The following is a 25,462-nucleotide window of genomic DNA, read 5'->3' as shown; positions in this document are numbered from 1 at the left end:
TAACCTACAGTCGACAATTATTAAAGGTTTTAGATAATTTTAATATCATTTTGCACAAATTCAAAACCTAATTACAACATTGATTACTAAATTCGTTTTGCATTTAAGACTGTACAAAACAAAGAATAATCTATTAAAATAGGCAAATATGATGTTTCAAAAAAACATAATGTTTATATGGCTTTTCGTGGTATTGAACATCCCGTTTTTGAGCGATGCCCAAACCACACAACGCCCCAACATACTCATTATCATCACCGATCAGCAAACTGCCGATGCTATGAGTATTGCCGGAAACAAAGATTTGCACACACCTGCAATGGATAAACTGGCACAAAACGGAGTCCGTTTTACCAAAGCTTATTGTGCCCAGCCATTATGTTCACCATCACGATCTGCAATAATGAGTGGAAAAATGCCTTTTGAAAATGGTTTTATTGGCAACGCTCCCGAAAAAGACGGTCAATGGCCTGATGATCTTTTGATGATGGGAAAAATATTCCAAAACGGAGGTTATAAAACCGGTTATGTAGGCAAATGGCATTTACCGGTTCCTACCACCAAAAAAAGTCAGCATGGTTTTGAATATATCGAAAACACCAATTTTCAGGATTACAATGATGCGGCAACACCATCTTTCTGCGCACGTTTTATTAAAGAAAATAAAAACACCCCTTTTTTACTTGTTGCTTCTTTTTTAAATCCACATGATATTTGTGAATGGGCTCGCGACGAAGATTTAAAAATGGATATCTTAGAAAAAGCACCACCAGCAGATCAATGTCCGGCTTTGCCTGCCAATTGGAAAATCCCCGACAACGAACCTAAAATTGTTCGCGATCAGCAAAAAGTAAGTTTCAGAACTTATCCAACCGTAAACTGGACACCTGATCAATGGCGTCAATACCGCTGGGCGTACAACCGTTTAGTCGAAAAAGTAGACGGTTATATCGAAATGGTTCTGGCATCATTAAAAAAATACGGCATAGAAAAAAATACCATTATTATTTTTACAGCTGATCACGGTGATGGCTACGCAGGCCACAGTTGGAATCAGAAACAAATTCTATACGAAGAATCAGCTAAAATTCCTTTTATCATTTCGAAATTAGGCGAATGGAAACCTCGCACCGATGATATGCTGGTTTGCAATGGAATCGATATTATCCCAACAATCTGCGGTTTTACAGGAGTTCCAAAACCAGCGTATTTAAAAGGAATAGATATCAGTAAAAAAATAGAAAATCCAAATCAAATGCTTCGTGACACTTTGGTAATTGAGACTGATTTTGCAGACAATGAAGAACTTTTAAACATTAGCGGACGTGCTGTAATTAGCAAAGATTTTAAATATATTGTTTACAATAAAGGCGATTTAAAAGAACAGCTTTTCAATCTCACAACAGATCCTGGTGAAATCACCAATCTGGCAGTAAATAAATCATATAAGAAAGAATTAATCGCCATGCGCCTCTATTTGAAACAATGGTGCAAAAAGAACGGAGATCAATTTGCATCAGGATTGTAAACACAAAATGTCGCAAACCTGCTCCATTGCAAATCGTTGATAAAACAGTACAATCAGTAGTAAGTTATTGTAGTTTACTATTAAATTTGAAGAAGAAAATTAAAGACACAAAACATCTTTAAAAATACCAGTACCTGCAAAATCAGAAAAAGACATTGCAGGATAAAAGATAAACATGAGAAAAAAGACTGTTATACTAACCCTTTTATGTATGTTGTTTTTTACAATAAAAAGCAACGCGCAAGCACAAGACCGTTATTTTCGGAACATATCCGTAGATAAAGGTTTGTCGCAAAGTTCGGTTTTTGCCATTCAGCAAGATACTTTAGGTTTTATCTGGATTGGAACTCAGGACGGACTAAATCGCTACGACAGTAAAGGTTTTAAAGTATATCGCCCCGTAAAAAATGTAAAAACGAGTTTGCAATCTTATTATATCCGAAGCTTGTTTACAGATCATAAAGGGCAATTATGGGTTGGCGGAAATCAAGGAATAAGTGTTTATAATTACAACACAGACAGCTTTACCAATTATGCGCTTCCGCGAAGTATTGGCGAATGGTATATCTCATCAATAACCGAAGATACGCAGCATAAAATCTGGGCAACCTCTATTACAGGAGAAGTTTTTGTGCTTGCTCCGGATGCTAAAAATTTTACTGCAATTAAGTTTAATGCATCTTCACACGAAATTAAAAAAATTGCCTACATAGGGGTTTGGCAAAAGCAAATTATTCTGGGTACAGATGTTGGTCTTTTTATATTAAAAGCCAATACGCATCAATTACTTAAAATTAATTTAGGTGCAAAAAAACCATATATCAATGATGTTTTTATTGACGGAAAAAAATTATGGGTTGCCACTGAAGGCGATGGCTTAATTCGATATAATCCCGAAAACGGACAAGCTTCTGCCCTGCTTCATAATACCAGTACAAATAGTATTGCTGATAATAACATAAGATGTGTGGGAAAAGATACAGAAGGAAATATTTGGTTAGGAACCTTCAAAGGGCTTTCTATTTTTAACCCAAATAATAATTCTTTCAACAATTATTACCATCAAATATCGCAGCCTTATACGATTAGTCAAAACTCCGTACGTTGTTTTTTTAAAGACAAACAAAACGGAATCTGGCTTGGAACGTATTATGGAGGCATCAATTATTATCATAAAAATGATATCAAGTTCAATCTGTTAAGTCAAAATTCAGGGAAACCCTCCTTAAATGATGAAGTCATTGGTGTTATCAAACAAGATGCGAAAGGCAATTTCTGGATAGGAAGCAATGACAAAGGTTTAAATTATTGGAATAAAAATACCAATACGATTACCTATTTTTCGAATAGCGAAAACAATCCCAACAGTTTAAGTTCAAACAACATCAAAGCTATTGAATTTGATGATAATGGAAATGTCTTAATTGGTACACACAATGGCGGATTGAATTTGCTGAATCCTACTACTGGTTTGGTTCAGCGTTTTCGCCATGACGAGAATAATTCAAACTCAATTGCAGGTGATCTGGTTTATGGTCTTCTAAAAGATTCAAAAGGGCGAATTTGGGTGGGAACAAGATCAGGATTAGATCAGTTTCATCCGGAAACCAAAACATTTACACACATTCATCTGGACAAAGCCGGAAAACGCCCGACATCAGACGATATTACTTTTCTTTTTGAAGACAGCAAACAACGCATCTGGATTGGAACAACAAATGGCGTAACGCTTTTTTATCCTGATACAATGTTATTTGGAAATATCGGACACGGAAAACTAAGTGATGATATTGTAAATTGTATTACAGAAGACCCAAAAAACAGAATCTGGATTGGTACCAGAGAAGGTTTGCGATTGTACAACGAAAGCCAGGAATCCTTCATTAGTTTTAATGCCAGAAAAGACTTTGTTAAAGAAACCATTTACGGAATAATTCCTGACAATGATGGCAATCTATGGATTTCGACCAATAGCGGGTTAATTAAATTTAATCCGGACAAAGGTTCCGTACAAACTTTTGACGAGAGCGATGGTTTGCAAAACAAGCAATTTAATGATTATGCCTTTTGCAAAGCTCAGGATGGCATGTTGCTTTTTGGCGGTATCAAAGGGATTTCGTATTTCTATCCTTCGATGATAAAACAGCGACCGCTTCCTTTAAAATTGAGTTTTACTGCATTAGAAGTGCTTAATAAAAATGTAGCTGTAAATGATGAAACAGACATTCTCGAAGAACATATTGACCAGACAAATGAATTGGAAATTGGACCTGAATACAAACAATTCAGTATCTTTTTTAATACTTTCAATTATATCTCTTCCAATCGTACTTACTATTATTATAAGTTAGAAGGAATCGATAAAGATTGGCAGCGTACTGACGAACTAAAAGTGAGTTACAGTAATTTGTCCGCCGGAAAATACAATTTCCAAATCAAAGCAATTGGTCCAAATGGTGAAATGAGTGCCATTAGAAACATAAAAATTACAATACTTCCACCCTGGTACAAAACGATTTGGTTTTCCTTATTATTATTCGCAATAATTAGCGGCGCTATATACATTGGTTTTGAAATTATAAAAGGCAGAATACAAGCTGTTCAGCAATTAAAATTAGAGAGAATCGACAAAGAAAGAGTGAGTTACATCAATCAAATCAAAATGGATTTTTTTACTAATGTTTCACATGAACTCAGAACACCTTTGACCCTGATATTAGCGCCTTTAGAAGAATTATTAAAAATGCCGTTTGCAGATAAAACAACCAAAAAGAAACATGAACTGATGTTTATCAATGCCAAAAGACTTTACAACTTAGTCGATCAGCTTTTTGAGTTTAGAAAAACCGAAATGGGAACGCGACAACTTAAAGTAGGCAAAGGCGATATCGTAAGTTTTACACAGGAAATTTTCGAATCATTTAAACCCCTTTCAGAGAAAAATGGTATTCAATATAGTTATCATTCCGAAGAATCGCAATTGCTTTCTTATTTTGATAAAGATGCAATGGAGAAAATCTTATTCAATCTTTTATCCAATGCTTTTAAATATACTAAAACCGCTCAAAGTATTCATGTTGAATTAGTCAAGAAAAATGACAGCATACAAGTAAAGGTTACTGATACAGGAGTAGGAATTAGCGAGGAAGATTTGTCTAAGGTTTTCGACCGTTTTTATCAGGTAAACAATCGCGAAATGAATTTGGGTTCCGGCGTTGGCTTAGCATTTACAAAACGTTTGGTCGAATTGCATCATGGCGAAATTACGGCAGAAAGCATTATGCAAAAAGGAAGCACTTTTACCGTAACGATTCCGACCTCAGATCAGGTTTACAAAAATGATCAGCAAGTTGAAGAATCTGCCTACGACTTGTCTATTATATCTGATAACGAACTCGAAACAGATGATTCGCTATTGCCTGAAGAAAATGAACTTGTTGAAAGAAATCAGCCTGTAAAACTTTTAATTGTAGACGATAACAAAGAGATATTAGATTATTTACAGGATTATTTTAGTAAAGTATACGACGTTACTGTGGCTTATGATGGTCAAATGGCATTAGATTTATTAGAAATTCAGCCCTTTGATCTTATTATAAGCGATGTTATGATGCCGGAATTAGACGGTTTACACTTTTGCAAAAAAGTAAAACAAAACATCAATACTTCGCACATTCCGTTGATGCTGTTAACGGCAAGAAACGAAACCAGTCAGCAGATAAAAGGACTGGAAATGGGCGCTGATGATTATATTACAAAACCATTTTCGACACCATTATTGGCGGCAAAAATCACCAATTTGCTTCGTTCACGTAAACGATTAAAAGAGTATTATTCAGTTGGTAAAGAAATGGTTCCGGAGAATATTGCTTTTAATACGCTTGATGAGGAATTTCTAAAACAAGCTATTCAGATTGTCGAAGACCACTTGGCCGATTCTGAGTTTTCGGTAGATCTGTTTAGCAGGAAAATAGGAATGAGCAGATCAAACCTTTACTTGAAACTAAAGGCCATAACAGGCGAATCTGCAATGGATTTCATAAAAAGAATCCGATTTAAAAAAGCAGTAGAACTGATGCAAAGCAAACGATATACTATTGCACAAATCACGTATATGTGTGGTTTCAACTCGCCATCGTATTTCTCTACCGCATTCAAACAGCATTATGGTTGTATGCCGAGCGAATATTTGGCAAAATTAGAAGATTCAAAAGAATAACTCATCTTAACCAACACAAACTACTATACAATGAAAAACTACATTAGTCCGACTTAAATAAGATTCTATAAATCAAACTTTTAAACAACCTGAATTAATCCCACATTTCGATTTTTTAAATAATAATCTCACCTAAATAGTAAAGCCATTTAGAATTGAGAAGGGACAATCATGTCTTTTGAGAAAAGATTTACAAGACCTATTTACATAAAAAAACAGCAACAATTAAAATAAAAAACAACTCTTATGAAATTAATAAAACGTCTCTTTTTACTCGTTTTCATTTTGCCCATAGCTGCAATTGCGCAGACAAAAGCAACTATAACCATTCAGAACAATTCGGCTTTAGACCGAAAAGAAACCATAGCAGAAATAAAATGGGCAACTGTACTTTCCTCCTATCCGCAACTCGATACTGCGAATTTTGTCGTGATTAATTCGAATACTAAAAAACAAGTTCCTTTTCAGTTAGAACATCGGGGAAATAAAGCTATTCAGAATTTACTAATTCAATTAGATGTAAAAGCCAAATCGTCTGTAGTTCTTTCTATTCAAAAAGGAAAACCGGAAGCATTCACGGCCAAAACATACACTCGTTACGTGCCGGAACGAATGGACGATTTTGCATGGGAAAACGATAAAATTGCTTTTCGTGCTTACGGAAAAGCTTTAGAAAAAACCGAAGGAGATGCTTATGGTTTTGATGTTTGGGTAAAAAGAACCGATAAATTAGTCCTGAACGATCGTTATAAACGTAATGAATACCATATCGATCACGGCGACGGATTAGACTATTATCACGTTGGCTACACGTTAGGCGCTGGAAATATTGCACCTTATATAAAGGATACTATTCGTTATTCGGCAAATTATCATCAATGGAAAGTTTTAGATAATGGTCCTTTACGCTCTACATTTCAACTGACTTATGATTCCTGGAATGCAGGCGGAATCAAAGTTACCGCTGTAAAAACCATTTCATTAGACGCAGGTTCTCAACTCAACAAAATTGAAAACACTTATACTTTCAACGAAAACAAACCTATACCTGTTGTAGTTGGCATCATCAGACGAGAAAAACCCGGAGTTATTACGTTAAACGAACAACAAGGTATTTTAGGTTATTGGGAACCTACTTTTGATAAAGACGGAACTACAGGAGTTGGTGCAATACTAAGTACTCCGGCAAAAAAAATGTGGGTTGATAAAGAACAATTATTAGCCCAAACAGAGGTTAAAAACAACGAACCTCTTGTCTATTACACCGGAGCAGCCTGGGATAAAGCAGGAAAAATTACCAATGCTAAACAATGGCAGGATTATTTAGACCATTTTAATCAGGAATTACAAAATCCTTTGATTGTAAAAGTGCAATAATAATATCCTGCAAGGTTTTTTCAACCTTGTAGGTATAATATCGTTTTGAAGATAAATACCTATGTTCTTATGCGTTAATTTTTTTAAATATTCCAATAAAGAAATTACCAAAAAATATTAATTAATTCAAGTTGCTAATTTAACAATGTAGTAAAAGAAATAGTTTTAAAAGGTATTTAAGTGTAATCTCTACGGGATATTTTTTATCTGGCAGCTGTCTTGTTACCAATATTTAAATCCTAATGGATTATCTCTTATTGGTCTTATTTACAGGAGCTTTTACAGATAAATACTTAAAAATTATATCTCGTAGAGATTATATATTGGTAACAAATAATTAGTAGTATAAGATTGTCCCGTAGGGACTACACATAATTAACTAGGTACTTGAATTAATTACAACTACTACAAAAATACCTAACAGGTTTTTAAAACCTGTTAGGATAAAAAACAACAAATCAAGATTACTATTAACCAAAAACTTAAAAAAAATGTCAATTAACTTATTCGATTTAACGGGAAAAACAGCGCTTATTACAGGAGGAGTTCATGGTCTGGGAATGGCTATGGCCAAAGGACTTGGAAATGCAGGAGCAAAAATTGTGGTCAACGACCATTCTTCGCAAGAAGCTGTTGATAATGCAATTGCCGAATACAAATCTGAAGGAATCGAAGCTTACGGATATTTATTTGATGTAACAGACGAAACTGCTGTAATCGCAGCAATCCATAAAATAGAAAATGAAGTTGGTCCAATCGATATTTTAATCAACAATGCCGGAATTATCAAAAGAACGCCAATTATAGAAATGGAAGTTGCCGATTTTGAAGCGGTAATAAAAGTAGATTTAACAGGTCCTTTTATTGTTTCTAAAAATGTAGCCAAAGGAATGATCGAACGTGGTGGAGGAAAAATCATCAACATGTGCTCGATGATGAGCGAATTAGGAAGAGATTCTGTAAGTGCTTACGCATCAGCAAAAGGCGGACTCAAAATGCTGACCAAAAATATGGCAACGGAATGGGCGAAATTCAACATTCAGATTAACGGAATTGGTCCGGGGTATTTCGCAACAAGCCAAACCGCTCCTATCAGGGTAAACGGACATCCTTTTAATGAATTTATTATAGGAAGAACTCCGGCCGGACGTTGGGGAAATCCTGAAGATTTGCAAGGGGCGGCCATTTTTTTAAGTTCTAAAGCAAGCGATTTTGTAAACGGACATATCGTGTATGTCGATGGCGGAATTCTGGCTACAATAGGAAAACCATCTAACGAAGAATAGTTTTTAACCCATACGATAATTAATACTTAAACACATAGAAAAATAGCTTTAGTAAACTCAAAATAGACGTTTCGCTTATTCGAAACACATATAAGTAAGCTATGCGAAAGAAACTTATTTCTTTTTAAATTCCTTTTTTTAGAATTAGAAATCTATGTGTCTATGTGTTTAAAAATACCCCCACCGTAAGTTTATATAAATTTCATAAAGAGATTAAATTAAAATAAAAATGATAAAAAGTACCATCGATAAAGCAACAGGGTTTGAGAAACGATTTGAGAATATCAATACCGTTGTTTTCGAAAATTCGACTGAAGCTTCTAAAGCTGTTGCCAAAGAAATAGCAGCACTTATCCTATCAAAGCAAAAAGAAAATAAATCCTGCATTTTAGGTTTGGCAACGGGTTCTTCTCCAAAAGGATTATATACTGAACTGGTTCGTTTACACAAAGACGAAGGTTTGAGTTTTAAGAATGTAATTACCTTCAACTTAGATGAATATTATCCCATGGAGCCGGATTCTATCAATAGTTATGTGCGATTCATTAAAGAACTATTATTGGATCAGGTCGATATTTTACCAGAAAACTATCATATTCCAGACGGAACTTTAACCAAAGAAGAAATTGCACAATACTGTCACGATTATGAAGCAAAAATTGAAGCTTTGGGTGGAATTGATCTTCAGATTCTCGGAATTGGAGGAAACGGTCATATTGGGTTTAACGAATCAGGTTCGCTGCAAAACTCAAAAACAAGATTAGTCGCTTTAGATCATATTACAAGAGTGGCGGCAAGTGGAGATTTTTCGGGTTTGAGCAATACGCCCAGAACTGCAATTACGCTTGGGGTAAAAAAAATTATGGAAGCCAAACAAGTTATTTTGATGGCTTGGGGAGAAGGAAAATCGAATATCATTAAAAAATCGGTTGAAGGAGAAGTTACAAATCAAATTCCAGCTTCGTTTTTACAGGAACACAATAATGCTGTTTTTGTTTTGGATAAAGAAGCGTCTTCAAAACTAACCCGAATCAACAGACCGTGGTTGGTGGAGAAAATTGTCTGGACGGATAAATTGATCCGAAAAGCAGTTCTGGGATTGGCATTAGACTTAAAAAAGCCAATTTTGATGCTGACAGATGCGGATTATATCGAAAACGGAATGAGTGATTTATTAGCTGATTCTGGACCTGCGTACGACATCAATATCAAAATCTTCAATAAACTTCAAAACACAATCACGGGCTGGCCGGGCGGAAAACCAAATGCAGATGATGCTAATCGCCCTGAAAGAGCTGAACCAGCCAGAAAACGTGTATTGATTTTTAGTCCGCATCCTGATGATGACATTATAAGTATGGGAGGAACTTTTATACGTTTGCAGGAACAAGGTCATGAAGTGCATGTTGCCTATCAAACCTCAGGAAATATTGCGGTTGCTGATGATGAGGCATTACGTTTTGCTAGTTTTGTTTGTGATTACAACGATAAGTTTGGGATAAAAAGTACTGAAGCCGAAGACATTTATAAAAAAGCTTTAACATTTTTAAAGAACAAAAAAGCCAGTGAAATTGATATTGCTGAAGTTCGATATTTAAAAGGTTTAATTAGAAAGGGAGAAGCTCGCTCTACAAGTCATTTTGTAGGTTTGCCAGATGAGCAAATCCATTTTATGGAACTCCCTTTTTATGAAACCGGAACTATTGAGAAAAAACCCTTATGTCAGGACGACATTCAATTGACGATGGATTTAATCGAGAAAATAAAACCACACCAAATCTATGCAGCCGGAGATTTGGCAGATCCGCACGGAACGCACAAAGTTTGTCTGGATGCAATTTTTGAAGCCGTAAAAACGTTAAAACCAAAACCATTTATGAATGATTGCTGGGTTTGGTTGTATCGCGGTGCCTGGCAGGAATGGGGAATTGACGAGGTTGAAATGGCGGTACCAATGAGTCCGGATCAGGTTCTGGCAAAACGTCACGGAATTTTCAAACATCAATCGCAAAAAGATGGTGTCGTTTTTCAGGGAACAGATGCAAGGGAATTTTGGCAAAGAGCCGAAGACAGAAACAGCGAAACTGCTGAACTCTACAATCAATTGGGTTTATCCCGTTATGCTGCTATGGAAGCTTTTGTGAGATGGGAATTTTAATTAGAATGATTTTCCCGGGATTAATCAATGAAATCCCTTCGCATAATTAAAAAAAGAGCTTTGAAAACCCAGTCTGTGTGCACAAATATTAGAGAACAATTTTGAACACAAATTTCACTAATTGACACTAATTCATTTTGCGAAATTAATTTTGAAAACTAAATTAACCACTTACAATTTGTGCTAATTAGTGAAATTCGTGTTTCTTTTATACTAGTATTCACAAACTGGTTTTTCAAAACTCTTTTTAAATTTATAATGGCTTGACATTCATAAAAATAATCATTCGTTTATAGCTTTACCTTCTATGAACAGTTTTATCAGCATCAAAAAACTGTACTTCTCCTGTTTGCATATTGTAAACAGCGCCAACTATTAATATTTCGCCTTTTTGTTCCATTTCCTTTAGAATACTGCTTCTCTCACGAATTTGATCGATATCCAATAAAACATTTGCATCACATACCGCTTCTACAAACGCAAAGTAGTTATATTACCTAATTTCACATCACTTATAGCAGAGTTGATAGCACCGCAATATTCATGGCCTAAAACTAAAACTACTTTTGCTCCTGAAACTTTGCACGCATATTCCAAACTTCCTAAAATATCATCGTTTACGATATTTCCTGCTACTCTCGCAACAAATAGATTTCCGATACCGCTATGAAAAACATCTTCGACAGGAACACGAGAATCCAGACAAGAAAGAATTACCGCTTTTGGATACTGCCCTAAAGATGCTTTCCTGACTCTTTCTGTAGTATTACGAATCGTAAGATTATCTTCGACAAAAGCTTTGTTACCGCTTTTTAATCGTTCCAATACTTCAATGGGAGTAAGTTTTGCCTGTTGTTCAGACGTTAAGATATCTGAAGAAATAATATCTTTCTTATCAATCGACATGATTTCATTTGTCTTTTCCTGACTTCCTACTGCAGAATGATAGTTTTGGCAGCCAATAACAAAAAGAAAAGATAACTACACTTTTTTTCATGAGATAATCATTAAAATTAAATAATGGTCTTGGTATTAATTCACTTTTTAGATTCTTAAAAAAAATCACCACAACATTATTGCTATTTATTCTTTAAAGGTAAAAACAAACATTTAAATTATAATAAAATAAATTCACTTTTAAATAGTGAAAAGTATCCCTGTCAACCGCTTTTTCATTAATTACAACTCATAAAAAATCCATCACCTATAAAAAACAGATGATGGATTTTTTTCTAAAATAGTAAGCTTACTCTACCCCGCCGCCTAAAGCACGATATAAATTTATTGCTGCATTCAATTTTTCTAATTTGATGGTCACAACATCAAGATCATTTTGCAAAGCACCATTTTGTGCTACAATAACATCCAGATAAGTTACCATTCCGCTCTTATAAAGTAAATTGGCATCGCTGGTTGCCTTATCTAATGAAACTGATTTTTCTGTAGCAAGTCCTATACGTTCATCAGCATTTTTTAATCTTGACATCGCGTCTGAAACTTCTCCTACAGCTACAATAAATGATTGTTTGAACTGAACAACGGCTTTCTCTTGTTCTAAAACAGCAATTTCATAAGCTGTTCTTAAAGCACGTTTTTTAAAGATAGGCTGTACCAAATTTGCCGCAATGGTTTTTGTAACTGAACCCGGGAAATTAAACCATGTATCAAATTCAAAAGAATTCACTCCAATAGATGGACTGAGACTCAACGTTGGATACATGGTTGCTTTTGCCAAACCTGTTTTAGCATTGGCAGACATAACGGCATACTCAGCAGCCTTGACATCTGGTCTTCGGCTTAAAAGTGATACGGGAATTCCTGACGGCAAAGCAACAGCAAATTCTGCTACATCAAGATTTCCTGTTCGTGTAATACTGTTAGGATATTCACCACATAAAATTTGCAATGCATTTTCCTGAACCGCTATATTTGCCTTTGCTAAAGGAACCAACAATTCCGCTGTTTTCTTTTGTGCCTCCGTTTGGTAAACTGCCAATGAACTTATCATACCAGATTTATATTGCATTTGCATCATACTTAAAGTATTATTACTCAAATCAATATTTTTCTGCGCTATTTTAAGCTGTTCGTCTAATCCTAAAAGGTTATAATAAGATTGGGCAACCTGCACTATAATTCTTGTTTTTAGGGCCGAAAGATTTTCTTTCTGAGCAAAATAACCTGCTTTGGCATCTCTTTTTTGCATGGCCGCTTTTCCCCATATATCAGCTTCCCAGGATAATCTAAGATTTGCACTATAATCGTCCATATAATCCTTGCCAATAAATTGGGCACTCAAAGAACCATTAAGCGAATTTTTAGACTGATAACTACGGCTCGCACCTGCATCAAAATCAAGCGTTGGCAATAACGATAATTTTGCCTGTTTGTAAGTAAGATCAAGCTGTTCCATACTTTTCATGGCGATAAGCACCTCGTTGTTTTTAACGAGGGCTTTTTCGATCAAATCAACCAGTAGCGGATCTTTATAATAACTTTTCCAGGGATGCAAAACTGTATCTCCGGTTACTGCGACTTCTTCACGATATTTTTCAGGTGAATTTAAATCTGTGCGAGCATATTTTTTCCCTACCACACATGATGTTAGCAAAACACCCGTAAATAAAGAAACTCCAATTTTAAATAGTACTCTCATTATTCTTCTTTTATAGGTTGAATTACACTCTTTTTACCGGATACTTTTTCTTGTAGATATTGGAAGAGTATAAAAAGTAACGGAATTACAAAAACTCCCAAAACTACTCCGCTAAACATTCCAATAGCGGCACTTACACTAATAGATCTGTTTCCAATTGCTGTACCTCCAGAGGCAAACATCAAAGGAATCATACCTGCAATAAATGCCAGGGATGTCATTATAATAGGTCTTAATCTTGACTTTGCTCCTTCTATGGCGGCTTCGCTTATTGATAAACCGGCGTTACGCCTCTGAAGGGCAAACTCTACAATAAGAATGGCATTCTTTGCCAGAAGACCTACAAGCATGATTAATCCTACCTGAACATAAATATTATTGTCAAGTCCCACCGCTTTGACTCCTGCAAAAGCACCTAATATTCCGGTTGGGATAGAAAGTAAAACTGCAAGCGGCAGTAAATAACTTTCGTACTGGGCTGCCAGTAAAAAGAACACAAAAAGAAGACATAATCCAAAAATGGCAATAGTCTGGTTTCCTCCTGCTTTTTCTTCAAGACTCAATCCTGTCCATTCGTAGCTGTAATCAGATGGAAGTTTATCCAGAACCGTTTCAAGATTTCCCATAATTTGTCCGTTACTAAATCCCGGTAATGCTACCGCCGTAATATTAACCGAATTATAAAGATTATAACGATTAACAGATTCCGGTCCGTAAACTTTACGAAGTTTTACCAGGGATTTTACAGGAACCATTTCCATTTTGGCATTACGAACAAAGATTTCGTTAAAGGCATCCTGATCAGTTCTAAAAACACCATCGGCCTTAACATTTACTCTGTAAAATTTTCCAAATCTTGAAAAATCTGCTGACTGGTCTCCGGCAAAATAAGTCTGAATATTATTCAGGAGATCTCGAACATTGATTCCCATTTGGCTCGCTTTTTCCTCATCTACTTCAAGTTCAAACTGCGGATAATCTGCCCTGAAAGTCGTATAAGCATATTGCACTCCGGGTTGTTGCATTATTTGCCCTATTACTTTATCAGCCATCGCTTTTAATGTTGCCGGATCACGTGCTGTTCTATCCTGAAGCACTATTTCTGCTCCACTTGTAACACCAAATCCTTCAACGGGAGGCATTCTAAGTACCATTATAGAACCTTCTTTTATCTTCGATAATTTACCGCTTACGTTATTCAGGATCGTTTCGATATCCTTTACTTCTCCTCTTTCTTTTTTAGGTTTTAGTTTTATAAATCCTAATCCGTAGGCAGTACTGGCACTATTACTCAAAATATTAAAACCTGTAATACTGGTATTATTCGCAATTGCTTCTACTGTAGAAAGTTCTTTCTCCATTTTCTTTACCACTTCTGTAGTACGATCTAATGCTGTACCAGGTGGCATCGATAAACTGTAAATCATAAAACCATCATCTTCAAGAGGTACAAAACTTTTAGGAGTAGATATCATCATCATGATAGCAATCGCACTGATTCCTACAACTAATCCTCCTGCAAGCCATTTTCTGCCAATTAGAAAACGAACTCCTTTGATATACTTTCCTGTTAAGTTATTGAAGCTTGTATTAAAACCTATAAAAAAACGTTCTTTAAATCCTGTTTTATGACTATTGTCTTTATGTTCTCCATTATGATTGTTCTTTAGCAAAAGCGCACATAATGCCGGCGTAAGGGTAAGTGCATTTACTGCCGAAATAATAATTGCAATCGCAAGTGTATAGGCAAATTGTTTATAGAAAATACCTGATGATCCTGTCATAAAACCAATTGGAATAAATACAGCTGACATTACTAAGGTTATCGAGATAACTGCTCCTGTAATTTCTGTCATCGCGCTATGAGTCGCCTCTTTAGCAGTGAGACCGGAATCTTCTTCCATTTTACTGTGCACGGCTTCGACGACCACAATAGCATCATCGACGACAATCCCAATAGCAAGTACCAAGGCAAAAAGCGTTAGGATATTTATGGTAAATCCAAATACGAGCAGGAAGAAAAATGTTCCAATAATAGCAACCGGAACTGCAATTGCCGGAATAATTGTAGATCGAATGTCCTGAAGGAAAATAAAAACTACTATAAAAACCAGAACGAATGCTTCCATCAAAGTAGATTTTACCTGTCCCGTGGCTTCATCAAGCCGTTCTTTGGTACTCATTACGTTAACGTACTTGATACCGGGAGGAAAAGATTTAGACAATCTTTCTACTTCCTGATTAATACCTATCTCGATATCATTTGCATTCGAACCTGAAGTTTGTAAAATTGCCATTGTTACGGCATTTTTACCGCTGGATTTATTATCTCCACTGTATGAAATAGAACCAAACTCTACTCTTGCAACATCTTTAAGCCTTAAGATATTATTACCATCGTTTTTAACAACAATGTTTTCATATTGTTCCGGTTTGTTTTTCTTTCCTTTATATCGGATAACGTACTCTAATGCTGCTTTTGATTCTTCGCCCAGTTTTCCCGGAGCTGACTCTAAACTTTGACTGGCAATTGCCTGCGTTACATCTAAAGGTACAAGTCCGGCATTGGCCATTTTTCGAGGATCAAGCCATACTCGCATTGCATAATCTTTCTGTCCAAAAATTTGTACCTGTCCTACACCCGGAACACGCTTAATTTGGGGAACAAGATTGATATTGGCATAATTTTGCAAAAACAACTCATCGTATTTATTGTTGTCATCTGTATAAAGATTAAAAACAACAATCATACTATTTTGCTGCTTCGAAGTTGTAAGTCCCATTCTTACAACTTCCTGAGGTAGTTTTGGCGTCGCTTGCTGTACTCTGTTCTGAACGTTTACCGCAGCCTGATCCGGATCTACACCTTGTTTAAAAATGACACTGATCGAAAAAGATCCGTCATTACTGGCTGTAGATTTTATATACTGCATGTTTTCAACACCATTAATCTGCTCCTCGAGAGGTGTTACCACAGAACGAATAACAGTTTCACTATTTCCTCCGGGATAAGAACCACTTACCATTACGGTTGGCGGCGAAATATCAGGAAACCTCGTTACCGATAATCTTGTAAGACCTATGATACCTAATATCACCAAAACAATGGAGATAACCGTAGCCAATACAGGCCTGTCTATTATTTTTTTTAACATGGAAAATGTTATTTAATATTAAAACCAAAAAATTATTTATTGCTGAGTGCTTTCGCAGCAATTTTAGGAACTACTTCGACATTATCGTACAGCAAATCAATACTGTTCAATGCGATCTTGTCACCTGATTTTACACCACTTTTTACAAAATAATCCGTTCCGGTGCTACCGGCAATTTCAATAGGAACCATCCCTACTTTGTTGCCCGTTTTTAGAACGTAAACAAAAAATTTGTCCTGAATATCCTTTACACTTGCCATTGGAACTGTAATTACTGAGTTCAGACTATTGTTTAATACTACTCGCGCTGAACCTCCTGAACGCAATTGTTTTTTAGGGTTTGGAAAAATGGCTTTTAAAGCTATGGTTCCTGTCGTACGATCAATATTACCACTCGCAACTTCTAATTTTCCCTGATGCTCGTATACACTATCGTCAGCCAGAATCAGACTAACTGTTTGGTTTGATTTTGAGTCTTTTAAGAAAGACAGATAATCGGCTTCACTTAATGAGAAATAAACAAATACAGTATTAATCTCAGAAAGAATAGTCAACGGAACAGGATCTGTTGGCGTAACAAGATTACCTACGCGATTAGGAATTCTGCTGATATAACCGCTTACGGGAGCTTTTATCAAAGAAAAATCGGCATTGATCTGTGATGATCCCAGTGCTGCTTTTGCTTGTGCTGCCTGTGCAGATGCTGCTTCATAATTTGCCTGTGCCGTTTTTAGCTGCATGTCAGAATATACTTTTGCATCAACAAGCGGTTTGATCTTTTCGATTTCTAACTTGGCATTTGCAAGATTTGCCAGGGCATTTTTATAAGCTGCCTGACTGTTGTTTACTTGCTCTTTAAAAACATCTGCCTTGATTTTAAACAACGATTGCCCTTTGTTGACATAATCGCCCTCTTTTACATAAATTGCTTCAAGATATCCTGACACCTGAGGTTTGATGTCAACGTTTACTGAACCTTCAATAATTCCCGGATATTTTTTTTCTACTTCACCTGTAATGATTGCAGCCTGAAAAAAATCTACTTCTGGTTTTGGAGGTGCAAAAGCTTCTGCGCCTGGTCCGCTTTTGCCACATGAAGAAAAGCTAATTATAATTAATAAAACTACCATATTGCTAAGTGTCTTATTATTCTGGAAAAACTGTTTTGTCATTTTATTTCATTTTAATGAATACATCGAATTTGACGGCAAAATAACAACTCAAATGCCTTTTTAATTTTTGGAACTTTACCCAAACGTATTATTTTGATACTGAAACGAACAATAGCACAACTGAGAAAAACAGCACACTTGCCTCTATTTAAGAAGTAGAATTATATTTTTTATCCGTTGGATTTATAGATAACAACGGGTCTTTTTTTGCCGCGTAAAACAGTTGTTTCAATCTCCGTGAAGTTATCCTGCTCCAAAAATGATAATTGTTTAAAAAATGCCTGCGTAATGAGAAGATTTCCCTGATCGCGGCACAAATCACGAACACTTGCTGTCGTACTTAATACATCACCATGATAAGCAATTTCTGTTTTTATCTGGCCTATTTCGGCAACAGTTACAAGCCCCTCATTAATTGAAGCTTTGAATTTGGGAACTAAACCAAATTTCTTTTGATATAAATCTTTCTTTTCTAATAGTCTGGAAGAAAAAATAGTATAGAGGGCTATGCATTGCTTTCTTTCAAATCCTTGTTTGACTTTCCATGTCAGGATTACTCCATCATTAACATATTGATATACTTCTGCATTCTGTTCTGTCACTATTTCGGATAAATCAATAAAACATTCCTGCAATAAGTGACTGTATTGATAATGTTCAACTTCTGCTATTGTTCTTGAAGGATACATATCGAGGAACATAAAAATCCGATATTCTATAACCGGACTCATATAATTGCCGTGCAGCAGACTTTTACAGTAATTACCGCCTAACCTTTGGCGAAAAGCCTGTACCAGTGTAATGAAGAGGTGAACTATCAAACAATAAATGGTAAAACATGTGAGCCACTTTGCATTAAACCGTAATGCAATTAAATTATTGATTCTGATATAATGCACTTTACTAAGCTGAAGAACAATTATAAATACAATATAACAGACCATTATAAACAAGAGACTTTGGAGTAAACTGGCCATCAGAATACCGTAACCATGAAAAAAACGAGGATAGATATATTCTTGTAAAAGATAAAAAACAAACCCCATGAATACTCCTGTCGATAAAGCTCTGGAAAGTTCTGATACTAAAAAATCTGCCGTAGTAAGCTGTTGATTTAGAAAATAAGAATCATCGATTATGCTATAGCTGATAAAGACATAGAAAAAAAAAGCAGTGACCCAAAGCGCAATAAATTGCAAGCACTGTTTAAGTCTTAAAAATGTCCTGACGGAGTATTTCATTATTAATAATTTTGATGCAATCAATCCTGAACAATAAACATTAGGTCAGAAAATGATATAACAACAAAATTAAAACGAGTGTATCTGTAAATTCAGGTAAGTCTTACCCAAACAGCGATTATATGAACCCAATAGTAGGTTACGTCTTCTAAAATGAATTTTAATCACTGTTTTAGCGATCCATCCATTGCTTAAAAAAAGGGGCTTTTTCTCTGCTTATAATAACCTCGCGCTCGGGATCTGCCTGAAGCTGAATTTTAAGTTTGGCATTAAAATAATTGGCAATTGATTTTATGCTTTCGGCGCGAATAAAAAATTGTCTGTTGGCTCGAAAAAAAACATCGGGATCAAGTTCTTCTTCAAGTTCCTCCATGGTTTGAGGAATTGGTATTATGGTTTCATTTTTCAGAAAAAGGTGCGAGGTTTTAAATTCTGAATATACAAAATCAATATCTGCAACATCAACGCTTTTATAACCATCACGATAGGTTACTAAAAAACGCAATCTAAAAGAAGGTTTATTCATGAAACCTTTTAATATTCCGGCAATATCATCAGTATCATTTTTAACTTTTGCTAAAGATTTAAATTTGGTAAGTGCCTGTTCGAGTTCATTTTTCTCGATTGGTTTCATCAAATAATCAATACTGTTTACCTTAAAAGCCCTTACCGCATACTCGTCATACGCTGTAGTAAATATTACAGGACAGCTGATCTTTGTTTCTTCAAAAATCGAAAAGCTTATACCATCTGCCAGCCTGATATCCATTGTGATTAAATCCGGCATTTCATTGCTGTTCAGCCATTTTACTGTTTCGTGAACAGTATCTATTATTCCTAAGATCTCGCACTCAGGCTCTAGTTCTTCCAACAGTCTTTTAAGACGGTTGGCGTTGATACTTTCATCTTCTACAATTAAAATTTTCATAGTATTATATTAAGGGCAGACGTACACAATAAAAACCATTGGACTCAGAAAAAACAGGCATTCTGTCGAATAAAATTTTATATCTAAACTCTATATTTTTATTACCAACTCCAGTAGAAACAAAGCTTTTTCCGGATGTTGATTGCAAATTATTACGAACAACAAGATCTCCAACATCTGAATAAATCGCAATAATAAGTGGATTTGACAATGTTGCACTATTGTGTTTTACAGCATTTTCTACCAGCAATTGCAATGTTAAAGGCGGCAAATGAAAATCTAAACATCCCATATCTACTTGTAGTTTCAATTCTACCTTTTCGCCAAGACGCTTTTTTAGAAGATAAAAATATGCATTCAAAAATTCTATTTCTTCCCTTACGGTAATGGTATCCTTATCAAGATTTGAAATCATATAACGGTAAACCCGTGTAATATTCTCGAGAAATGAAGCTGCTGATTGCTGGTCTTCATGAATTAATTCTGTCAGGGTGCTGAAATTATTAAATACAAAATGCGGATCAAGCTGCAACTTCAAAGAATCTAATTCTGAGCGCATTACAGCTTGCTGTAATTGAGAGGCCTGAATTTTTAATTCAGCGGCTTCTTCAGAAGTAACGCGCCAACGATTAAGTAAAAATATACTGGTGTGGATAAAGCTTATAAAAAGAGACAATATAGCAGCCATTAAATTTGACTGCCATATTTGTACAAGTTCACTCTCTTTTAGTGGTGTCCAGGAATAGAAAAAATGCCACAACCATGAAAAGAAATAATTTAAAAGAATATTCCCTACAATAAGACATACAAATTGTGCAAAGGCCCTGAAAATAGGCTTTTGATCCCAACTTATCCAATGATTCAAACTACGGCCAACAAAAAGACTTAATTCCGTAAGTACCGCGCAATACATTAAAATTATAAAAATATCGACTGTCCAATCTAAAACTAACAAAGTATTCTGTTCAAAATCCTGATAAGGATTCAAAAAATAATACGAGGAGAGATAGAGCAAAAAGACAACCGGTATCACTATAATTCTATAATACTTATAGAAAAAATTCTTACCAGCAGTTTTATTTGGCGTATTTGAATTCATAGGCTACTATAATGACAGTTGGTAAATTAAGATGATCAAGGCAAAAATGCTTTTCTATTGATACATCAAATCGTGCTCTAGTAAGTTGTCATTTTTAGATTCTTTTACAGCTTTAAGTTCACGCATAACTCCCCATTTTACACAAGTTGCTCCCCATGAAAATCCAGCTCCAAAAGTAGTAATCAATACGTTTTGACCTTCCTTAAAATCAGCTGCAAAATCCCATAAACATAACGGAATAGTTGCTGATGTTGTATTCCCGTATTTTTCGATATTTACTTTTACCTTTTCAATACTAATATTCAAATGCTCGCTTACAGACTTGATAATTCTAAGATTAGCCTGATGTGGCACAACCCAGTCAACATCTTCTACACTTAAACCATTACTTAACAAAGCATCTTGTGAAACGCTTGTCATAGATTCAACTGCTTTTTTAAATACAAATGAACCTTCTTGTTTGATAAAATGCTCTCTATGCAAAATACTTTGCATACTGGATGGTACTTTAGAACCGCCTGCAGGCACTAATAGTGATGATGTACCACTACCGTCAGTTCTCAGGATGCTTTTCATTACCCCGTATTCAGATTCTGTTTTTTCTAAAAGAACTGCTCCTGCTCCGTCACCAAAAAGAATACAAGTATTTCTATCTTCATAATCTACGATAGAACTCATTGTATCTGCTCCCACAACGATAACCTTTTTGTAGCGTCCGCTTTCGATCATTGTAGTCGCCATTTCCAACGCATATAAAAATCCGCTGCAGGCACCGTTTAAGTCGAAACCAAATGCATTTGCAAATCCGTTCTTTTCACATACTTTACTGGCTGTTGGGGTAAGAAGATGATCAGGCGTTGCAGTAGCTAATACTAAGCCATCTATTTCTAAACGATCAACTTCATATGTATCTAATAAGTTTTCAATTGCTGCACTTGCAAGATCCGAAGTAGACAGATTTTCATCAGTAGCTATTCTTCGTTCCTTTATTCCGGTTCTTTTTTCAATCCATTCTCCGGTTGTATCAACCATTCTTGAAATCATCTCATTACTAAGTATAGAACTTGGTACGAAGCCACCTATAGCTGTAATTGTTGCCTTCATTGTTTTTGTTTTTGTTATTTTGATTTTCTTTTTTTGCTGTTTTTTATATAATAAAAAAGATACTGCAAAATAACGTCAGAAATTTGGAAAAGACAACAATGGAACGCTTAAACCTGCAGCCATAATTCTAGTTTTACTTTTATGCACCAAAGAATCCCAAAAACCATATTTTTGTGGCACCATTACTAAGATATCCGCATCATAATTGTTAATTTCTTTCTTTATCTCATTAATGACTGAATTCGATTTTACCGTCTTATACAGGTATTTGACCTCTTGAAACTCTTCTTCGAGTGTAGAATTCAATAATAAACGCTCTTGTTCCTGCTTTAGATCGTCTATTTTTTCATTTACACTAAAAAATTCTACCTCCGCTCCAATATTCCCAACCATGTCTCTTAACCAGCTAAATCTTTTAATAGAAGAAAAGCTTAAAGTGTCGCAGGCATATAGTATTTTTTTGATATTTTGAAAACGGGCATTCAAAGGAACAGCCAATACCGGTGTATGCAAATTCTTTATCACAGACGTAGTTGAATTACCCAGCAACTCCTGTTCAAAAGAGCGTTCTGCCATACCCATAACAATAAGTTCAGCTTTGGTAGTATCAATTAAAACAGCAAGCTCATCTTCTAAAAAAGAATAACTGCAAACACAGCTTACTTCGATATTAAAAAGTGCAGAAAGATCTTTTCCTAAAGCATTGAGCTTCTCTGTAGCCTGATCCAGCTGCTTTTGCAGACCGTGGGCTGTAATTTGCGAATTGGCACTGTGAACACTTAACGAAAAGGAATTGAAAAGTATAAGTTTAGCATTTGCGCTTTTTGCAAGTCCGGCAGCATAATTCACCGCATTATTTGCAATAGCAGAAAAATTAGTTGCTGCTATAATGGTAGGAGTTAAAGTCATAAAGTATCAATTAAGCAATTATTCTCGTAAAATTGATTAATTAATAATTTCGGTCTCTTATAAAAAGTACTGTAAGATCATTTTTTAATGCTCAACCGTAGTTTTAAGCTACCGAAAATAATACCGAACATCCTTTCTAAGTCTGAAAAAAGAGAATAATGTTTTATAATCTTCATTTGAGTTGAAAAATCTTAAAAACAGGTCTTAATGTTGTCAAATTATAAAAATCAACGCATTCCATTAAATTTGATTTTATAATGTTTTATGATGGTAAATATTATTATTTATTAATTTTCCCCTAATCTACTTTCAATATTATAACTTTGTATCGATGAAAATTTTAATAATAGAAGACGACCAAAGGGTAGCTGAATTAATACAACGGGGACTAAATGAGCACGGTTTTATTCCAACGATGGCCTATGACGGAGTCTCCGGAAAAAAATTGATTCTTAATAATCCGTATGATCTGGTTATTACTGATATTATTTTACCAAAGCTTGATGGTCTTGATTTGTGCAGGGAAATACGCCAGGTAAAACCGGACTTACCCATTATAATGTTGACTGCGCTAGGCACTACAGATGATAAAGTAGAAGGTTTTGATGCCGGTGCAGATGATTATCTTACCAAACCTTTTGAAATGCGTGAACTTTTGGTTCGCATCAGGGCTTTATTGAAACGAACGAATGGTGCTGTAAACAATACCGGATTCATTTTAAAATATGACGATCTTGAAATGAATATGCAAACCAAAAATGTAAAGAGAAACGATACTGAAATAAATCTTACTCCTAAAGAATTTAAACTTTTAGAGTATATGCTTCAAAACTCTGATCGTGTTTTATCACGAACTGAAATTGCAGAAAAAGTATGGGACACTCATTTTGATACCGGTACAAATTTTATCGACGTATATATTAATTACCTGAGAAAAAAAGTCGACAAAGATTTTGACAAAAAACTTATTCATACCCGATCTGGAATGGGATTTATTTTGAAAGCGGAATGAAAATAAGAACACGATTAACCATATTGTTTACACTTACAACAGCTACTATTTTACTAATATTTGCTGCTATTATCCTGATTTCTGCTAACAAAAACAGAGAAAAAGAGTTCTACACCTTACTCAAAAAAGAAGCCATTACTAAAGCGAATCTGTTTTTTAATGCCAAAGTAGACAGCAAAACTTTACAAAACATATACAGAAACAATCGCGCTACCTTAAATGAAGTTGAAGTCGCAATTTATACCAGTTCTTTTCAGTTATTATACCACGATGCTGTTGATATTGACGTTGTAAAGGAAACAAAATCAATGATTGATGAAATCGAGCAGAAAAATGAAATCAAATTTTATCAGGATGATTGGCAGGTTATAGGCATGAAATATAAATTTCAGGGCAAAGAATATGTGGTAACAGCAGCAGCTTACGATGGTTTTGGATACATAAAACTACATAACTTGCTCAAAACCTGTATTATTGTTTTTATTATCTCTATTTTATTTCTCTATATTGCAGGTTGGTTTTTTTCTAAAAAAACATTTGAACCTATTGTGAGAATGACGGATAAAGCAAAAACTATTTCGGCTACAAATCTTGATTTACGATTGTATACCAACGAAAGCAAAGACGAGATTTCTGAACTGGCAACTACTTTTAATAAAATGCTGAATCGATTAGAAAACTCTTTTGATTCGCAAAAACAATTTGTTTCTAATATTTCTCACGAATTGCGCACGCCGCTTTCTGCAATTATTACAGAACTGGAACTATCGACTAACAAGGAACGCAATAATGAAGAATATAAAGTTGCTATTCTTAACACTTTGCAAGATGCTAAAAAACTCGCAAAATTGTCGAATGGTTTACTTGATTTTGCCAAAGCTAATTATGATCCTTCGGAGATTGCATTCAAACAAGTTCGTGTCGACGAAATTTTGTTAGATGCCAGACAACAAGTTCAAAAGTCAAATGCAAATTATACCATCACAATACATTTTGAAGAGGATTTTGAAGACGATGATCAAATTACAATTAATGGGAATGAATATCTGCTAAAAGTCGCTTTTGTCAACTTGTTTGAAAATGGCTGTAAATTCTCAGAAAACAAACAGAGTAAAGTTATAGTATCATTAAAAAAAGAGAAAATTATTTTGCAATTTATCGATAATGGTATTGGTATACTGGAAGAGGATTTAAAACATATTTTCAGGCCATTCTACAGAGGATTAAATAGAATCTATGCTGACGGAAATGGCATTGGATTATCACTGACCCAAAAAATCATCTTTCTGCATCATGGAAACATTTCTGTTGCATCAGATAAAAAATTAGGAACCATATTTACGGTTGAACTTTATCATGGTATCAATAATACCATCGTATAAAACTCTTTTTTTTTGTTTTTTTAGCCACGAATTCCTCGAATTTTCACTAATTTATTCTGTTATATTATTACAATATCCTAACTGGTTTCTAAAACCTGTTAGGTATTTTTTTCTCCATTGATCAAAAGAATTGTTTTCATTTTTTTTAGCCACGAATTCCTCGAATTTTCACTAATTTATTCTGTTATATTATTACAATATCCTAACTGGTTTCTAAAACCTGTTAGGTATTTTTT

17 protein-coding genes are annotated in these 25,462 nt (G+C 35.0%); 7 read left to right on the top strand and 10 right to left on the bottom strand.

Translation table 11 applies throughout. The annotated features are described in order from the left end of the window. Positions 1-148 precede the first annotated feature (148 nt). From ACQKCJ_RS18760 to nagB, 5 genes are all read left to right on the top strand, one after another. Complete coding sequence (locus ACQKCJ_RS18760) at positions 149-1,528, top strand: sulfatase family protein (RefSeq protein ID WP_427402655.1); 1,380 nt, start codon at positions 149-151, stop codon at positions 1,526-1,528. A gap of 175 nt (positions 1,529-1,703) precedes the next feature. Beyond that, positions 1,704-5,747, top strand: a complete 4,044-nt coding sequence (locus ACQKCJ_RS18755) for a hybrid sensor histidine kinase/response regulator transcription factor (RefSeq protein ID WP_427402654.1) — start codon at positions 1,704-1,706, stop codon at positions 5,745-5,747. Positions 5,748-5,993: 246 nt separating this feature from the next. Then, positions 5,994-7,124, top strand: a complete 1,131-nt coding sequence (locus ACQKCJ_RS18750) for a DUF4861 family protein (RefSeq protein ID WP_427402653.1) — start codon at positions 5,994-5,996, stop codon at positions 7,122-7,124. A 491-nt stretch (positions 7,125-7,615) separates the two neighbouring features. Next, complete coding sequence (locus ACQKCJ_RS18745; protein WP_427402652.1) at positions 7,616-8,410, top strand: gluconate 5-dehydrogenase; 795 nt, start codon at positions 7,616-7,618, stop codon at positions 8,408-8,410. A gap of 229 nt (positions 8,411-8,639) precedes the next feature. Further along, entirely contained in the window at positions 8,640-10,568 is a 1,929-nt protein-coding gene (nagB, locus tag ACQKCJ_RS18740) for a glucosamine-6-phosphate deaminase (protein ID WP_427402651.1), read from the top strand. A gap of 298 nt (positions 10,569-10,866) precedes the next feature. Here nagB and ACQKCJ_RS18735 read toward each other — a convergent pair whose 3' ends face one another. From ACQKCJ_RS18735 to ACQKCJ_RS18690, 10 genes are all read right to left on the bottom strand, one after another. Further along, a complete protein-coding gene (locus ACQKCJ_RS18735; protein ID WP_427402650.1) occupies positions 10,867-11,013 on the bottom strand; it encodes a hypothetical protein in 147 nt (48 codons plus the stop codon). 26 nt (positions 11,014-11,039) lie between these two features. Continuing rightward, a complete protein-coding gene (locus ACQKCJ_RS18730; protein WP_427402649.1) occupies positions 11,040-11,474 on the bottom strand; it encodes a carbonic anhydrase in 435 nt (144 codons plus the stop codon). 340 nt (positions 11,475-11,814) lie between these two features. Continuing rightward, entirely contained in the window at positions 11,815-13,224 is a 1,410-nt protein-coding gene (locus tag ACQKCJ_RS18725) for an efflux transporter outer membrane subunit (RefSeq protein ID WP_427402648.1), read from the bottom strand. Continuing rightward, the gene (locus ACQKCJ_RS18720; RefSeq protein ID WP_427402647.1) at positions 13,224-16,379 is read right to left on the bottom strand and encodes an efflux RND transporter permease subunit; all 3,156 of its coding nucleotides are present in this window, start codon (positions 16,377-16,379) and stop codon (positions 13,224-13,226) included. The genes ACQKCJ_RS18725 and ACQKCJ_RS18720 overlap by 1 nt, the downstream gene beginning before the upstream one ends. Positions 16,380-16,411: 32 nt before the next feature. Then, positions 16,412-17,551, bottom strand: coding sequence for an efflux RND transporter periplasmic adaptor subunit (locus ACQKCJ_RS18715; RefSeq protein WP_271336837.1), 1,140 nt, complete (start codon positions 17,549-17,551; stop codon positions 16,412-16,414). Positions 17,552-17,721: 170 nt separating this feature from the next. Beyond that, positions 17,722-18,792: a hypothetical protein gene (locus ACQKCJ_RS18710; RefSeq protein WP_271336836.1), complete on the bottom strand. Its 1,071-nt coding sequence runs from the start codon at positions 18,790-18,792 to the stop codon at positions 17,722-17,724. Between the two features lie 172 nt (positions 18,793-18,964). Further along, positions 18,965-19,720 (bottom strand): LytR/AlgR family response regulator transcription factor, encoded by a 756-nt coding sequence (locus tag ACQKCJ_RS18705; protein ID WP_271336835.1) that lies wholly within the window; start codon positions 19,718-19,720, stop codon positions 18,965-18,967. A 4-nt stretch (positions 19,721-19,724) separates the two neighbouring features. After that, positions 19,725-20,819: a sensor histidine kinase gene (locus ACQKCJ_RS18700; protein WP_271336833.1), complete on the bottom strand. Its 1,095-nt coding sequence runs from the start codon at positions 20,817-20,819 to the stop codon at positions 19,725-19,727. A gap of 54 nt (positions 20,820-20,873) precedes the next feature. Next, entirely contained in the window at positions 20,874-21,923 is a 1,050-nt protein-coding gene (locus ACQKCJ_RS18695) for a beta-ketoacyl-ACP synthase III (protein ID WP_271336832.1), read from the bottom strand. A gap of 75 nt (positions 21,924-21,998) precedes the next feature. Next, positions 21,999-22,832, bottom strand: coding sequence for a universal stress protein (locus ACQKCJ_RS18690; protein ID WP_271336831.1), 834 nt, complete (start codon positions 22,830-22,832; stop codon positions 21,999-22,001). Between the two features lie 331 nt (positions 22,833-23,163). Here ACQKCJ_RS18690 and ACQKCJ_RS18685 point away from each other — a divergent pair, with 331 nt between their 5' ends. Both ACQKCJ_RS18685 and ACQKCJ_RS18680 read left to right on the top strand, forming a co-directional pair. Beyond that, positions 23,164-23,844, top strand: a complete 681-nt coding sequence (locus ACQKCJ_RS18685; protein WP_271336830.1) for a response regulator transcription factor — start codon at positions 23,164-23,166, stop codon at positions 23,842-23,844. Continuing rightward, positions 23,841-25,226 (top strand): sensor histidine kinase, encoded by a 1,386-nt coding sequence (locus tag ACQKCJ_RS18680; protein WP_271336829.1) that lies wholly within the window; start codon positions 23,841-23,843, stop codon positions 25,224-25,226. Before ACQKCJ_RS18685 ends, ACQKCJ_RS18680 begins: the two co-directional genes overlap by 4 nt. Positions 25,227-25,462: the final 236 nt, after the last annotated feature.

The sequence above is a fragment of the Flavobacterium sp. NPDC079362 genome (genome assembly GCF_050267765.1).
Classification (GTDB): Bacteria; Bacteroidota; Bacteroidia; order Flavobacteriales; family Flavobacteriaceae; genus Flavobacterium; species Flavobacterium azizsancarii.
The sequence above is the reverse complement of the archived record's forward strand: the minus strand, read 5'-3'. Positions and strand labels throughout refer to the sequence as shown.

Coding starts and splice junctions, on each gene's coding strand:
- ACQKCJ_RS18760 (WP_427402655.1), top strand. CDS start 149: ATGATGTTTCAAAAAAACATAATGTTTATATGGCTTTTCGTGGTATTG.
- ACQKCJ_RS18755 (WP_427402654.1), top strand. CDS start 1,704: ATGAGAAAAAAGACTGTTATACTAACCCTTTTATGTATGTTGTTTTTT.
- ACQKCJ_RS18750 (WP_427402653.1), top strand. CDS start 5,994: ATGAAATTAATAAAACGTCTCTTTTTACTCGTTTTCATTTTGCCCATA.
- ACQKCJ_RS18745 (WP_427402652.1), top strand. CDS start 7,616: ATGTCAATTAACTTATTCGATTTAACGGGAAAAACAGCGCTTATTACA.
- nagB (WP_427402651.1), top strand. CDS start 8,640: ATGATAAAAAGTACCATCGATAAAGCAACAGGGTTTGAGAAACGATTT.
- ACQKCJ_RS18730 (WP_427402649.1), bottom strand. CDS start 11,474: ATGTCGATTGATAAGAAAGATATTATTTCTTCAGATATCTTAACGTCT.
- ACQKCJ_RS18725 (WP_427402648.1), bottom strand. CDS start 13,224: ATGAGAGTACTATTTAAAATTGGAGTTTCTTTATTTACGGGTGTTTTG.
- ACQKCJ_RS18720 (WP_427402647.1), bottom strand. CDS start 16,379: ATGTTAAAAAAAATAATAGACAGGCCTGTATTGGCTACGGTTATCTCC.
- ACQKCJ_RS18715 (WP_271336837.1), bottom strand. CDS start 17,551: ATGACAAAACAGTTTTTCCAGAATAATAAGACACTTAGCAATATGGTA.
- ACQKCJ_RS18710 (WP_271336836.1), bottom strand. CDS start 18,792: ATGAAATACTCCGTCAGGACATTTTTAAGACTTAAACAGTGCTTGCAA.
- ACQKCJ_RS18705 (WP_271336835.1), bottom strand. CDS start 19,720: ATGAAAATTTTAATTGTAGAAGATGAAAGTATCAACGCCAACCGTCTT.
- ACQKCJ_RS18700 (WP_271336833.1), bottom strand. CDS start 20,819: ATGAATTCAAATACGCCAAATAAAACTGCTGGTAAGAATTTTTTCTAT.
- ACQKCJ_RS18695 (WP_271336832.1), bottom strand. CDS start 21,923: ATGAAGGCAACAATTACAGCTATAGGTGGCTTCGTACCAAGTTCTATA.
- ACQKCJ_RS18690 (WP_271336831.1), bottom strand. CDS start 22,832: ATGACTTTAACTCCTACCATTATAGCAGCAACTAATTTTTCTGCTATT.
- ACQKCJ_RS18685 (WP_271336830.1), top strand. CDS start 23,164: ATGAAAATTTTAATAATAGAAGACGACCAAAGGGTAGCTGAATTAATA.
- ACQKCJ_RS18680 (WP_271336829.1), top strand. CDS start 23,841: ATGAAAATAAGAACACGATTAACCATATTGTTTACACTTACAACAGCT.